This is a genomic window from Shumkonia mesophila (assembly GCF_026163695.1).
In the GTDB taxonomy this organism is placed as follows: Bacteria; Pseudomonadota; Alphaproteobacteria; order Rhodospirillales; family Shumkoniaceae; genus Shumkonia; species Shumkonia mesophila.
On the sequence record NZ_JAOTID010000002.1, the window covers coordinates 27,511 to 39,864 of the forward strand.

Below are 12,354 nucleotides of genomic sequence, written 5' to 3' on the forward strand. Positions count from 1 at the left end.
GGGATCGGCCGAAAAAAGGAAAGTTCACCGAAGAGAACTCACCACCGAGAACACTGAGAACACCGAGAAAGACACTGAGGAAGATGTGATGCGCGGGCTTCGCCCGCGCTTTCAGACTTTCTCTGTGGCCCTCTGTGTTCTCAGTGTTCTCGGTGGTGAATTTCCTCTTTGGGCGCCTCAACTCGTCGGCGCGGCGCAGCGGCGCCAGATTTATGGGGATCGGCCGAAAAAAGGAAAGTTCACCGAAGAGAACTCACCACCGAGAACACTGAGAACACCGAGAAAGACACTGGGGAAGATGTGATGCGCGGGCAACGCCCATGCTTTCAGAATTTCTCTGTGACCCTCTGTGTTCTCGGTGTTCTCGGTGGTGAACCCTTCTTCCCCCTCACGCCCCGGCCGGGGGTTCGCTGCCGTAGCGGCGCACCCGCACCTTTTCCAGCGTGATCAGGCCGCTGCCCATCATCGGCTCGACGGCGGCCAGGAACGCCTCGATCTTGTCCTCGGCCTCGACGATCTCGACCACCACCGGCAGGTCCTCGGAAAGGCGCAGGATCTTGGCGGTGTGCAGCCGGCTGGAGCGCCCATATCCCATGGGGCCGCGCAGCACGGTGGCGCCCGCCATCTGCATCTCGCGGGCCTTGAGGACCAGGGCCTCGTAAAGCGGCCGCCCGTCGGCCCGGTCGTTCTCGCCCAAAAAGATCCGCAACAGCGCCGCGTCCCTGACCAGGTTCATGTCCTTTGCCTCCTAAGCTTCGCCACCCCCACCCCAACCCTCCCCCATCGAGGGGGAGGGAGTCATTTCTTCGCCTATCTTTCCATTCCCTCCCCCCTTGTGGGGGAGGGACAGGGAGGGGGGGCCTCCCTAGCGGTTGATCGCCGCGCCCAGGGCCCAGCCGGCCCACACCGCGACCAGGCACACCGCCACCGAGGCGGCGACGTTGAGCCCGGCGCGCAGCCATTCGCCGTCCTGGGCCAGGCTCAGCGTCTGCAGGCTGAACGACGAGAAGGTGGTGAATCCGCCCAGCACCCCCATCATGATGAACTGGCGGGCCTCGCTGCCCACCAGCAGGCGCCCGTCCGGCCCGGTCAGCGCGGCGACCAGCCCGATGATCAGCGATCCCACGGCGTTCACCGTCAGCGTCCCCCACGGAAAGGTCTCGCCGACGGCGCGCGCGACCAGCCCCGAGCACCAATAGCGGGCGCCGCCGCCCAGCGCGCTGCCGATCATCACCCAAAGCGCCGTCATGCCCCGTTCTCCGTCTGCGATCCGCGCCGCCAGCGTGGCCGCTGCCCGGCCCCGCTGTCAACCGGCAAGGCGGCCATCTCGCCGCCGCCCTCACCCCCACCCCGACCCTCCCCCGTCGAGGGGGAGGGGGACAAGAAGTCGCGTTCCCTCCCCATCGAGGGGGAGAAGGGCGGGAGCGGGAAGGCGAAGCGGCGCCGCCGCGTTCCCTCCCCCCTTCGCGGGGGAGGGACAGGGAGGGGGGCAACCCCAAGCCGCCACGCCCCCGTGCGCCACGCCCCCGTGCGCCGCGCCGCGAAACACGCTATGCTGGCGCCGCCATTCCGCCACCAGCCCGGGAGACCCACGCCATGCGAGAAGACACCCTCGCCCCGCACCGCCAGTTCATGAAAGAGGCCCTGGAACAGGCCCGCGTCAGCTTCGAGGACCAGGGTGGCATCCCCGTCGGCGCCGTCATGGTGCGGGCGGGCCAGGTCATCGCGCGCGGCCACAACAACCGCGTGCAGAAGGGCAGCCCCATCCTGCACGGCGAAACCGACTGCATCCAGAACCTCGGCCGCCAGAAAACCTATCGCGACGTCACCCTCTACACCACGCTGAGCCCGTGCATGATGTGCGCCGGCACCATCGTGCAGTTCGGCATCCCGCGCGTGGTGGTCGGCCAGACCGCGGTGGACTGGCCGGCCGACAAGCCCTTCACCGGCAACGTCGAGTTCCTTAAGCAGCGCGGCGTCGAGGTGATCCTGCTGGAAGACCCCGCCTGCAAGGCGCTCTTCGACGAATTCCTCAGGAAGAACCCCGAGGTGTGGCTGGAGGATATCGGCGAGGAGTAGGGGCGGAACATCTAAGGGGGGATGCGTGACCGGTAATGTCCGCTCCTGACCCTGAGCAGACATTCGAAACTGAGTTGGGCCGTTGTGTGGCGCTTCGCTTATCCATAAAATCTGAGCATGAGCACACTGACCCCAATCGGAGCGCGACTACAGATGGCGCTGGATGCCGAGTACTTGCGCATGGAAAACGATTGGTTCTTCAAGTGGCACTATATCGGGGGCGATAGCGTCGTTGAGATCGACGGGTTCGACGGCAGGATGATTAAGTTTGGCGGGGTCAAATTCTTCGGCACTGCTCGTGACGTCTATTGGGACACGATCCAGCGATACGCGCGGCAGAAGGTTGGCCATCTGTTCGACGAGCTTGAGGTCGAGTTGCAGAAATATCCCCTTGAAATCCGATCGAATGCGCTGAACGAAGCCCAGTCACTCATTCGCGTCTTCGTAGGGACAATCCGGAAGGCAGCAGTCGACAAGGACCGTATTCTCCGGGGGAATGGCGTCAAGTTCCCGCCCCAACAGGACCTTGGGAATTGGGCTGGCGCGCGACCCCTTGATGTTGAGGCGCGCATAGCGACTTTGCGGCATATCTATTGCGACATGGAGGTTGCCAAAGGAGGAGACGGCATGGTCTTCAGTAATATGATGAGGGACAAGGTCACGTTGGTGAAGGCCGACGGCACGGTCGTACGCGAGAACATCCAGGCGCAAGTCTCTACCGGCCGGATCATCACGTTCGACGCCGACCTGCCGCTTGAGCCGGCCGACCACTATTTGCGGTCCCTACCATCCGGGCTAGTCGAGGATTACGTGGTGGACGATCCGAATTTCATGACGGGCATTCAGGGCATCCCATCCAGCTTCCAGTCCAAGGTGCATCGGAGTACGGAAGCAGCCGCCCAGGCACAGCAGGTCGTCCAGCGTATAACGAACAACTTCCACGGCAGCAATTCACGCGTCACCTTCGGTACGGATAACAGCATCAACGTGGTCAACCAGCTTCGGCCAATGGAGGTTGCTAGCCTCGTCGAGCAGATCAAGCCGCACCTGGACTCGCTACCCGAGCCGCAGCGCACCGAGATCGCTGCGCCCCTACGGCTCTTGGAGGATGAGATCAAGAGCGGTTCACCTGAGCCTTCGACGGTGCAGGGGGCACTGCGGTCCATCCAGACCGTGCTGGAGGGTGCCGCCGGCAATCTTATTGCAGCGGGGATTCTGGCGTTGATTTCGAAGATGCTGTGATTTTCGCCGTCTTAGAATGTCAACTCTGTCCTAGCTTCCGTTTCTCCGCATCGAGTCAGGGCAGATCATTTGAAAGTGGTGGTCAGCTTTTGGCACGCCCAGCCGGCCAGCACCCGTGGTCCATCCGGTAGATGTTGACCCAATGCGGACCTGCGTATTAACCGCATCGGCATCAGTCAGCACAGGCAGCCGGCGAAAGGTGGCCGTAGAGCGCAACCACTAGTGATCTCAGTCTCGGTTAAAAGGTTCTACCATGGTAATTTAGATTGCTATTAGGAGGGAGGGGCAGATGGGCACGTTCTTCAGCGATACTTTTGGCATTGAGCCCGAGACCTTGGACGCTTATGGCGCCTTCGATATTTCGGTCATAAATGATCTGCCATTGTTCATTGACCCCTTTTTGCTTTTTCACAGCGAGAAAGAGGAATACCAGGCGCTGCACCGGCAAATTATCGACTACCTGGTGTTTCTGCGCGACCGCGCAACGGCCGGGCCGGTAAGCGACGGCCTGCTGCGAAACTGGTACTGTTTCCCCGAGGTCAAACAGAACTGGCTCGGATTTTCCCTCGTCGGCAATGGCGGTAGGGGCCTAGGCATCGAGTTCGCCCGGGAGTTAAACCGTAATCTCGGGGCGGTTTTTAGAGATTTCGGTGGCGAGAGGATTACCGAGAGCAGCCACCTAGAGAAGGTCTGCCTCATCGCCGACGGTGTTGGCCGGGACAATATCAGTGACTTCGTTACAAACCTCATCCAGGACTTCCTGTGCCGGTACACGGAGGAATTTGCCCGCGAGCACATATCTGACGACCACCTACGTGACGTGCCTATAGACCGCGCCGTCTTCAACTACGAGACCGAGAGCTGGCAGCGGCGCAAATATCGTCTGCCCTGGTGCGAGGACGACTTCATCATCCTTACGCCAAAGGACACGCTCACTCGTGACGATACTTGGATTAACCGGGGCGATATGATAGCCGGGTTTGAGCAGATTCCAGCGGCCATACCCGATGCACAGCTGCGGGCGTCTGTGACCAACTACTTCCATTTGGTGCTTAGCCGCCGCCCTAGGCCCAAGAAGGCGCCTACTGCGGGGGAGCGTCATGCGGCGGCGGCCGAGACCATCCGGCAATTCCCCGATCTGATTGACTACTACATCAGACTCAAGGAGATGACCGGCGATGATGCCGCCGATGTGAGTGCCGAGAAGGTGCTGCTGACCGAAATGTTCTTCTCGCAGCGCATGCGGGAAATCTTACAGCCGCAGCTCGAACAGACCGGCTTCTACAAGATTGCCGGCGGTACCTACTCCGAAGCCCACACGCGCCTTGCCTACCTCAAGCATGCCATCGAGGACCAAGGCTGCTGGCGCATCTTTTACGACAATGAAGGTAAGCCCGTTGAGCGGGAAAAGGACATCCAAATCCTTTTCCGCCTAGTGTGGTTCGGCACCCGGTCGGACATTGGGCCGGAGGCCAATGACGGCCGCGGACCGGCAGACTTTAAGGTGTCCCGGGGTCGCCATAAGACCTTGGTCGAGATGAAGCTCGCCAAGAACAGTAGGCTTGAGGCCAACTTGCAAAAGCAGGTCGAGACCTATCAAGCGGCAGCGGATGCAGAGCGTGGTATTAAGGCTATCATCTATTTCAGCTACGACCAACTTATGCGAGTCCGCCATATCCTAAAGCGCCTCAAGTTAGAGGGTAGCCAAGACATTGTGCTGTTGGACGCCCGCAGCGACAACAAACCGTCAGCGTCGAAAGCGTGATCCGGCGAGTGAATGCGCCATACGGACTTCGAATCCGATGTCTGCTCCTGGCACAATGCGGCTGTAGTTGCGATCAAAGGATCCTCTTCCATGCGCCAATGGCCATTGAAAGACGCGAAAACTCGGTTGGGCGAGTTAATCCGGCGGGCGGAATGCGAGGGGCCGCAGGGCGTTGCCGTGTGCGGCCGGACAGCCGCCGTGTTGCTCTCGGAGGCCGACTACGCGCGCCTTGCCGGGCGGCGGGATTCGCTCGCCGCCTTCCTGGCCGCCTCGCCGCTGGCCGGGCTCGATCTCGATCTTCGGCGCGACGAGGCGCCGATCCGGCCGGCGCGATTTTAAGCTTCCGCCCCCGTTCTCCCAATCCTCCCGTCCCTTTCGCGACTCCCGGAACGCCTCGGTGAAGGTGCCGGCCAGGATGCCGACCGGGAGGGCCACCAGGCTCAGCGAGGCCGGCGCCGTCCGGCCGCCGATCCGGGTGTGCCGTCCCGCGTTTCCCGCTATACTGGTGGCGGGGCTGGGGAAGGCGAGAACAGGGCCGGTTCGGCCGGCCGGGGGGAAGCAGTCATGCGTTGGAGCGTCGTCGCGGCGGCCTGCGTCGCCGCCATCCTGGCGTTGCCCATCGGGGGATGCCAGACCACCGGAACCACCAAGGTCATCACCCAACAGCAATCCATGCTGGCGTTCGACGAAAGCGCCCGCATCATCACCCAGCCGCCGGTCCGCGAAAACCATGCGACGAGCGAGGTCCAGGTGGAGAGCTATCTGTGGCCAGGCGGGGGCATCTTCTACGTCGAGGCGTTTCCCGGCCGCCTGTTCCGCGTCGCCTATTCGGAGGCGCGCGGTCTGGAACACCTTCTCGAAAACCGGTTCCAGATCCTCAAGCTTGCCGTCGCCGGCGACGTGGCCTTCGCCAGGAACGGGTTCGGCCGCGCGCCCTATGCGGTCGGGCAACGGCCGAACGGCGAGACCTGCTTCGTGTTTTCGCAGACGCTGCGGTTCGCCATGGACGACGCCACCACCAACTTCAACCCGGCGCAGATCTACGCCTATGGCTGGCACTGCGCACTGCCGTATGCCTGGAAGCCGGAGGAGATCGAGGCCGAGATGCTGAAGGTGGTGGAAAGCCTGCGCAGCAATCGCTGACGGCCGCGGCCGGGAGAGCGGGGGGCTTGACTTTTCCCTATTGTAGGTATATAGTCACAGTTCCTAGGGTTCTTCGAGGCGGTCCCTAAAATTCCCGCGCGGGCGGGCGCCCGAAGGGGACGCGCAGCGACAACGATTCCGTCGCTCGCCCTGGACCCCCGCGTTCGCGGGGGTGACGGGAAAAAGGGGCAAGGCCTTGTTCCCCTTTCTTCAGCGTCATTCCCGCGAACGCGGGTGCCCGAAGGGGACGCGCAGCGACAATCCAGGGAACGGTTCCGTCGCTCGTCCTGCGGGAGTGACGAAGGGGAGGGGGCGTCGGAAGGGGTTAGGGTCCTGAAAACAAAGAAGAAAAAGGCAAAATGACGAGAAATGACGATAGTTTTTTCGGCGATTCCGGCGTTTCTTGTTTGATTTCAAGGGGTTGAGCCAAACCGCCAAAACCGGATTCTCGTCATTTTGCGCCGGCATCACCCCCGCCCCGACCCTCCCCCGTCGAGGGGGAGGGAGAAAGAATCGAGGGGGAGGGAGAGGAAAAGGGGCTGCGGGGCGACCGACTTCCCTCCCCCCTTTGTGGGGGAGGGTTGGGAGGGGGGGCGGCGAGGAGCCTCCCTCAGATGGCGGAGGCGCCGCGGATCTCGTCCAGGGTTTCCCGATAGGTGGGCTTGCCGCCGCCCAGTTTGACCGCCTTTTCCGCCGCCGCGATGGCGGCCCTTTTGTTGCCCAGGCGGGCCAGCGCGTAGGCCAGGTTGTTCCAGGCCACCGCCGCCTCGGGGCGGATGTCGGCGGCGCGCAGGAAGGCGGCCCGGGCGCCGGCGTAATCGTGGCGGGCGAAGCGGGCGTTGCCGAGCCCCATGTGGCCGCCGAACGAGTCGGGCCAGCGGCCGATCACGGCCTGCCAGGCGGTGGCGGCATCGGTAAGGCGGCCGACCCGCTCCAGCGCGGCGGCGCCGGCCATCGCCTCGGGCTCGTCGGCGGTCGCGGCCAAGCGATCCGGCGCCGTCACCGCCAGGCCCCAATGGTCGCCGCGCGCCCAGGTGTGCTCGAAGGTCGAAAGGTCGGTCCGCAGGCGGGCGATGGTCGCGGAATGGAGGATGAGCTGGCGGGTGTCGAGGTCATAGCCGATGGCCAGCGCGAAATGCCATTGCGGCGCGAAGCCGAGGGCCAGGTTCTGGAACACGATCACCGGGTTGCCGGCGGCGATCTCGGCCAAAAGGTCGGCCATCGTCGTCACCGGCACCGCCATGCGGCCCCAGCGCCTGGCCCCGCCCAGCACGTCGCTGCGCAGCGTGCCCTCGCGGCCCGGGGTGTAGATGGCCTCGGCCACCTCCTGCTGGCCGGCCGGGGCGCCGGCGGCGGTCAGCGCCATGGCCAGCGCGGCGGGGCCGCAATAGAGGTCTTCCTGCGGGATCAGCGGCACGTCCTCGATCAGGGCGCGGGCCGGCAGCCCCGAGGCGGCGCGGGTTTCCAGCAGCTTCGCGGTCTGCGGCGCCGCGCAGCCGGCGACGGCCGCCACGAGGACGGCCGCCGCCAGCCTGGCCATCGAGCCGGGCACGAAAGCCCCGTCAGCGGATGGGACGGGTGAACGGATAGACCGAGGTGAGGCCGAGGACGTCGGTGATCAGAAGAACGACCGCGACGATGATGACGGCGCCGACGAGGATGCCCAGCGCGCCTTCGCCGGCCGGGTCGGCGGGCAGCGTGCCGGCGATCTTGGCGACCTCGGCGTCCGACAGCGCGGCGACGCGCTTCCCGGCTTCGGCGGGATCGACCCCCATCGTCTGCAACTGGTCGCGGACGTCCTGGCGTTGCAGGAAGGCGTCGACGGCCTGCCGGTTGGCGGCGTTGGTCTCGGCGGCGACGATCGCCTCCGAGCCGACGAGGCCGGCCTGGGCGACCCCCAGGGGCATGCTCAGGAAGGTCATCGCCGCGATCAGCGGCGCGACGATGAAGTGACGAAGCCGACGCAAAATGGACATGGTGCCTCTCTCCTGTACCTGGTGTCGACGCCCCGGTGGGGCTCCAAACAACGGGTTCGTCTGTGCGCCTATTCCATCGCCGGGCGATTGGACCCCCCGAACCCGCTGGACTGGCAACCGCGAACCGCGGTTTTTGTTCCCTCCCCGAGCCATCGGCGCCTTTCAGGCATATGGCGCCGCAATCGCCCATTGCAACGGACGGCCGCCGGGCGAAAAGAAAAGGCCCCCGCGAACGGGGGCCTCAAGGGAGAGGAGAGGCGGGCGGGCCTGGGAGGCTGTTCAGGCCGCCTTCTTCTTGGCTTCACGAATTTCCCTGATGAGGGCCGGCACCACCTCGAAGGCGTCACCGACGATGCCGACGTCGGCGACCTTGAAGATCGGCGCCTCGGGGTCGTTGTTGATGGCGATGATGGTGCGCGCCCCGCTCATGCCGACGATGTGCTGCACGGCGCCCGAGATGCCGACGGCGATGTAAAGGTCGGGCGACACCGTGATGCCGGACTGGCCGACCTGGAGCGTGTGGGGAATCCAGCCGGCCTCGACGATGGCCCGCGAACCGGCCAGCGTGCCGCCCAGTTCGGCGGCCAGCTCGCGCAGCATGGCCAGGCTCGCGGCCGACTTCAGGCCGTGGCCGCCGGCGACGATGATCCTGGCGGTGTCGATGCCGCCGCCCTGGCCGACCAGCTTCTCGACCTCCAGGATCCGGGTGCGCACGACGCCGCGCTGCAGCGTCACCGCGAAGTCCTCGATGGGGCCCTTGCGGGCGGCGTCGGGGACGCCGACCGAAAACACGTTGGGGCGCACGGTCGCCATCTGCGGGCGCGAGAAGGGCGTCAGGATGGAGGCCATGATGTTGCCGCCGAAGGCCGGGCGGGTCTGCACCAGCTGTTTGTCTGCGTTGATCTCCAGCATCGTGCAGTCGGCGGTGAGGCCCAGTTTCAGGCGGGCGCCGACGCGCGGCGCCAGGTCGCGGCCGTTGGGCGTCGCGCCCAGCAGGAAGATCGAGGGCTTCTTGGCCGCCACCATGGCCGAGATGACGGTGGTGTAGGCGTCCGTCGAATAGGGCCACAGCAGCTTGTTCTCGAAGCGGACGATGGCGTCGGCGCCGTGCGCGAACAGGATGTCGGTGTCAACCGGCCGGCCGTCGGTCGGCAGCAGCACCTTGATCTCCTCGCCCAGCGTGCCGGCCAGGCGCTTGGCCTCGGTCAGCAGTTCCAGCACCACCTTTTTGGGGACCAGCCGCTCGCCGCCGTCGGCCTCATCGAGCTCGGCCCAGATGAAGACGCCCTTGAACTTGGCCAGTTCCTCGGGCGAGGCGGCGGTACGCTCGATGGTGATGGCGTGCACCGAACAGACGTTCATGCAGGCGCCGCAGAGCGTGCAGTTGTCCTTGGCCTGGGCCTTCTCGTTCACCACCACCATGGCGGAAAACGGGCAGTTCTTCTCGCACAGTTTGCACCCGGTGCAGGCCTTGGTGTCGATGATCAGCATGACGCGCGTTCCCTTGGCGAGTCTTCCTCTCCGCCCCCGGGGGCGGAGAGGATCGAGGTGAGGTGGGGGATTCCAGAGGCGGTCAGGCCCACCTCTCCCTCCCACGCCTGCGGCGCGGGCCCCTCCCTCTCCCCCCTCAGGGGCGGAGAGGGGCGATGGCGCTCGCCGCGATGCAATGGTGTTGTGGGCTCCATGTCCTTCCCCGCCTCACACGAAGTGCTTCGCCTTAAGGACGTCGACGACCTCTTTGGCCGCCGCCGGCGCGTCGGCGCCGCTGACGATGCGCCCCGGCGCCTTGACGGTCGGCGGGAAGACCTTGACCACCTGGGTCAGCGAACCCTTGAGGCCGAGCTCGGCCTCGTCCAGGCCCAGGTCGTCGGCGGTCATGGTGCGGATCTCCTTCTCGCGGGCGTCGAGGATGGCCTGGAACGAGCAGACCTGGCGCGAGGCGGCACCCTTGCTTACCGACACCAGGCCGGGCAGGCGCATCTGCACCCTTTCATAGCCGCCCTCGTTCTCGCGGCGCACCTTCACGCGCGGCGCGCCCTTGGCGGCCGCCTCGACCTCGATGCCGACGGCGTAGGTGATCTGCGGGATGTTCAGCACCTCGGCCAGCATCGGGCCGACCTGGGCGGTGTCGCCGTCGATGGCGTGCTTGCCGACCAGGATGAGATCGACGGCGTCGAGCTTGCCGACGATCTTGGCGATGGTCAGCGCGGTGGCCCAGGTGTCGGCCCCGGCGAAGCGGCGGTCGGTGACCAGGATGGCCCTGTCCGCCCCCATCTCCAGGCAGCGCAGCAGCGCCATGCGGGCCTGGGGCGGGCCCATGGTCAGGACCACGATCTCGGTCTCCGGCGCCTTGGCCTTGATGTCGAGCGCCAGGTCCATGGCGTATTCGCAGAAGGGGTTGAGGATGGAAGCCACCCCGTCGCGGTTCAGCGTGCCGGTCTCGGGGTTGACCCTGACCTCGGTCGCCTCGGGCACCTGCTTGGCGCAGACCAGGATCTTCATCGGACCGCTCCCTCGCAATCGAGAATGTCGCCGGGGTTGAGCATGGCGGCGGGATCGAGGGCCAATTTCAAGGCCTTCATCTCGGCCATGTCCTCGCGGCTGAACATGACGGGCAGGAACTTCTTCTTCATCTTGCCGATGCCGTGCTCGGCCGACACCGAGCCCTTGAGCGCCACCGCCTTCTCGGCGAAGACCTTGTAGATGGCCAGTCCCTTGGCGAGGTCGTCCATGTCGCGGGGCAGGATGTTGACGTGGAAATGGTTGTCGGCGATGTGCCCGAAGGCCACCCATTCGAGGCCGGCGGTATCGAGCTTCGAGCGGTAGAAGCGCCAGATCTCGCGCAGGCTCTCGTCCGGCACCGCCAGGTCGGTGCCCAGCTTGTGCAGGCCCGGATAGGTCTTCTTGCGCTCGCCGATGACGGCGTTGACGCTTTCCGGCAGCGCGTGGCGGAAATGGCGGAAGCGGGCGAGGTCGCGCCGCTCGTAGCCGGCCCAGGTGTCGGCAAGCCTGGCGCCGCAGCGCTCGGTGATGGCCTTGAGCCAGGCGAAGTCGGGCTTGGCTTCGGCGCCGGAAAACGCGATGTCGTAGAAGACGGCGGCGCCGGCCCCCTCGGGAATCTGGGGCATGTCGATGAACTTGGGATTGTCGATCTGCTTGGCGCGCAGCAGCTTCAGCGCGTTGGCGTCGTAGAACTCGATGAACTCGGGACGGATGGCGGCTTCCTGGCGCAGCGCGATGACGAAGTCGATGGCCGCCTCGTCGGAGGGCAGGAACTGCACCACCGAGACGCTGTCGTGGCGGGCCACCAGGGCCACCTCGATCTGGGTGATGACGCCGAACAGGCCCTCCGAGCCGATGAACAGGTCGATCATGTCCATGCCGGGGGCGGCGAAGAAGCCGGCCGTGTTCTTGGTCTGCGGCATGACGTAGCCGGGGAGTTTCAGGGCCATGCGGCGGTCGGCGGTGTCGATGACCGTGAAAGTGCGATCCGGGGTGGCGAAATAGCGACCGCGCGGGATGTCCAGCACCTCGCCCGAGGCCAGCATGACGCGCAGGCGCCTGACCCAGTTGCGGGTCGCCTTGTACTTGTAGCTGGCGGCGCCGGACGCGTTGGTCGCCACCGTGCCGCCCAGCGACGCGCTCATCTCGGTGGGATCGGGCGGATAGAAGAAGCTGCGCCGGTCGTCCTTGAACTTGTCCAGCGCCGCCAGGGTTTCCGGGCTGGCCCGCTGGGTGAGGCCGGGGAAGGTCTTCTTGTTGATCCAGTCGGCGAGGTCGCGCAGCGTCACCGCCGCCTCGACCAGCACCCGCCACTCGCCCGAGGCCTCGTCGAAGCGCAGCCCGAGCGTCTTGTCGAAGCGGTCGAGCGCCACCACGGCGCCGCCGGCCGGCACGCAGCCGCCCACCAGCCCGGTGCGGGCGCCGGCCACGGTGACGGCGAGTTTGCGGCGGCCCATCTCGCGCATGACGGCGGCCAGTTCGGCCTCGTCGGTGGGGAAGAACAGGAAATCGGCCCCCTGGTGCGGCAGCCGCGATTCGTCGGCGAGGTAGGGGGCGTAGTTGGCGGCGATCTCGGCCAGGCCCTCCACGCGGCGGACCGCATCGAAGGCGACGACCGGGACGGACTGGCAGGTGATCTCGTGCATG

The 12,354-nt window shown here is 65.6% G+C and carries 13 protein-coding genes; 6 read left to right on the forward strand and 7 right to left on the reverse strand.

The features are described 5' to 3' along the window. The coding region (locus ODR01_RS03595) for a hypothetical protein (RefSeq protein ID WP_316976241.1) at nt 1-304 on the forward strand (304 nt) is incomplete at its 5' end. Nucleotides 305-388: 84 nt separating this feature from the next. On the opposite strand, the gene ODR01_RS03600 is transcribed toward ODR01_RS03595, so the two are convergent. Both ODR01_RS03600 and crcB read right to left on the reverse strand, forming a co-directional pair. Further along, entirely contained in the window at nt 389-736 is a 348-nt protein-coding gene (locus ODR01_RS03600) for a DUF190 domain-containing protein (RefSeq protein ID WP_316976242.1), read from the reverse strand. Nucleotides 737-865: 129 nt separating this feature from the next. Then, nucleotides 866-1,249, reverse strand: a complete 384-nt coding sequence (gene crcB / locus ODR01_RS03605; protein ID WP_316976243.1) for a fluoride efflux transporter CrcB — start codon at nt 1,247-1,249, stop codon at nt 866-868. 347 nt (nt 1,250-1,596) lie between these two features. Between crcB and ODR01_RS03610 the strand changes: the two genes are divergently transcribed. From ODR01_RS03610 to ODR01_RS03630, 5 genes are all read left to right on the forward strand, one after another. Next, complete coding sequence (locus tag ODR01_RS03610) at nt 1,597-2,079, forward strand: nucleoside deaminase (RefSeq protein WP_316976244.1); 483 nt, start codon at nt 1,597-1,599, stop codon at nt 2,077-2,079. A 153-nt stretch (nt 2,080-2,232) separates the two neighbouring features. After that, complete coding sequence (locus ODR01_RS03615; RefSeq protein WP_316976245.1) at nt 2,233-3,321, forward strand: hypothetical protein; 1,089 nt, start codon at nt 2,233-2,235, stop codon at nt 3,319-3,321. Between the two features lie 289 nt (nt 3,322-3,610). Beyond that, complete coding sequence (locus ODR01_RS03620) at nt 3,611-5,086, forward strand: hypothetical protein (RefSeq protein ID WP_316976246.1); 1,476 nt, start codon at nt 3,611-3,613, stop codon at nt 5,084-5,086. Nucleotides 5,087-5,176: 90 nt separating this feature from the next. Then, complete coding sequence (locus ODR01_RS03625; protein WP_316976247.1) at nt 5,177-5,425, forward strand: type II toxin-antitoxin system prevent-host-death family antitoxin; 249 nt, start codon at nt 5,177-5,179, stop codon at nt 5,423-5,425. 225 nt (nt 5,426-5,650) lie between these two features. Next, nucleotides 5,651-6,229, forward strand: a complete 579-nt coding sequence (locus tag ODR01_RS03630) for a hypothetical protein (protein ID WP_316976248.1) — start codon at nt 5,651-5,653, stop codon at nt 6,227-6,229. Between the two features lie 610 nt (nt 6,230-6,839). On the opposite strand, the gene ODR01_RS03635 is transcribed toward ODR01_RS03630, so the two are convergent. From ODR01_RS03635 to ODR01_RS03655, 5 genes are all read right to left on the reverse strand, one after another. After that, nucleotides 6,840-7,781: a PA2778 family cysteine peptidase gene (locus ODR01_RS03635; RefSeq protein WP_316976249.1), complete on the reverse strand. Its 942-nt coding sequence runs from the start codon at nt 7,779-7,781 to the stop codon at nt 6,840-6,842. Nucleotides 7,782-7,791: 10 nt separating this feature from the next. Then, nucleotides 7,792-8,205 (reverse strand): PA2779 family protein, encoded by a 414-nt coding sequence (locus ODR01_RS03640; RefSeq protein WP_316976250.1) that lies wholly within the window; start codon nt 8,203-8,205, stop codon nt 7,792-7,794. 279 nt (nt 8,206-8,484) lie between these two features. Continuing rightward, nucleotides 8,485-9,696, reverse strand: a complete 1,212-nt coding sequence (locus ODR01_RS03645; RefSeq protein ID WP_316976251.1) for an FAD-binding protein — start codon at nt 9,694-9,696, stop codon at nt 8,485-8,487. Between the two features lie 207 nt (nt 9,697-9,903). Then, on the reverse strand, nt 9,904-10,707 hold the full coding sequence (locus tag ODR01_RS03650; protein ID WP_316976252.1) for an electron transfer flavoprotein subunit beta/FixA family protein: 804 nt from the start codon (nt 10,705-10,707) through the stop codon (nt 9,904-9,906). Then, nucleotides 10,704-12,353, reverse strand: a complete 1,650-nt coding sequence (locus ODR01_RS03655; RefSeq protein ID WP_316976253.1) for an FAD-binding oxidoreductase — start codon at nt 12,351-12,353, stop codon at nt 10,704-10,706. The genes ODR01_RS03650 and ODR01_RS03655 overlap by 4 nt, the downstream gene beginning before the upstream one ends. Nucleotide 12,354: the final 1 nt, after the last annotated feature.

Coding starts and splice junctions, on each gene's coding strand:
- ODR01_RS03600 (WP_316976242.1), bottom strand. CDS start 736: ATGAACCTGGTCAGGGACGCGGCGCTGTTGCGGATCTTTTTGGGCGAG.
- crcB (WP_316976243.1), bottom strand. CDS start 1,249: ATGACGGCGCTTTGGGTGATGATCGGCAGCGCGCTGGGCGGCGGCGCC.
- ODR01_RS03610 (WP_316976244.1), top strand. CDS start 1,597: ATGCGAGAAGACACCCTCGCCCCGCACCGCCAGTTCATGAAAGAGGCC.
- ODR01_RS03615 (WP_316976245.1), top strand. CDS start 2,233: ATGGCGCTGGATGCCGAGTACTTGCGCATGGAAAACGATTGGTTCTTC.
- ODR01_RS03620 (WP_316976246.1), top strand. CDS start 3,611: ATGGGCACGTTCTTCAGCGATACTTTTGGCATTGAGCCCGAGACCTTG.
- ODR01_RS03625 (WP_316976247.1), top strand. CDS start 5,177: ATGCGCCAATGGCCATTGAAAGACGCGAAAACTCGGTTGGGCGAGTTA.
- ODR01_RS03630 (WP_316976248.1), top strand. CDS start 5,651: ATGCGTTGGAGCGTCGTCGCGGCGGCCTGCGTCGCCGCCATCCTGGCG.
- ODR01_RS03640 (WP_316976250.1), bottom strand. CDS start 8,205: ATGTCCATTTTGCGTCGGCTTCGTCACTTCATCGTCGCGCCGCTGATC.
- ODR01_RS03645 (WP_316976251.1), bottom strand. CDS start 9,696: ATGCTGATCATCGACACCAAGGCCTGCACCGGGTGCAAACTGTGCGAG.
- ODR01_RS03650 (WP_316976252.1), bottom strand. CDS start 10,707: ATGAAGATCCTGGTCTGCGCCAAGCAGGTGCCCGAGGCGACCGAGGTC.
- ODR01_RS03655 (WP_316976253.1), bottom strand. CDS start 12,353: ATGCACGAGATCACCTGCCAGTCCGTCCCGGTCGTCGCCTTCGATGCG.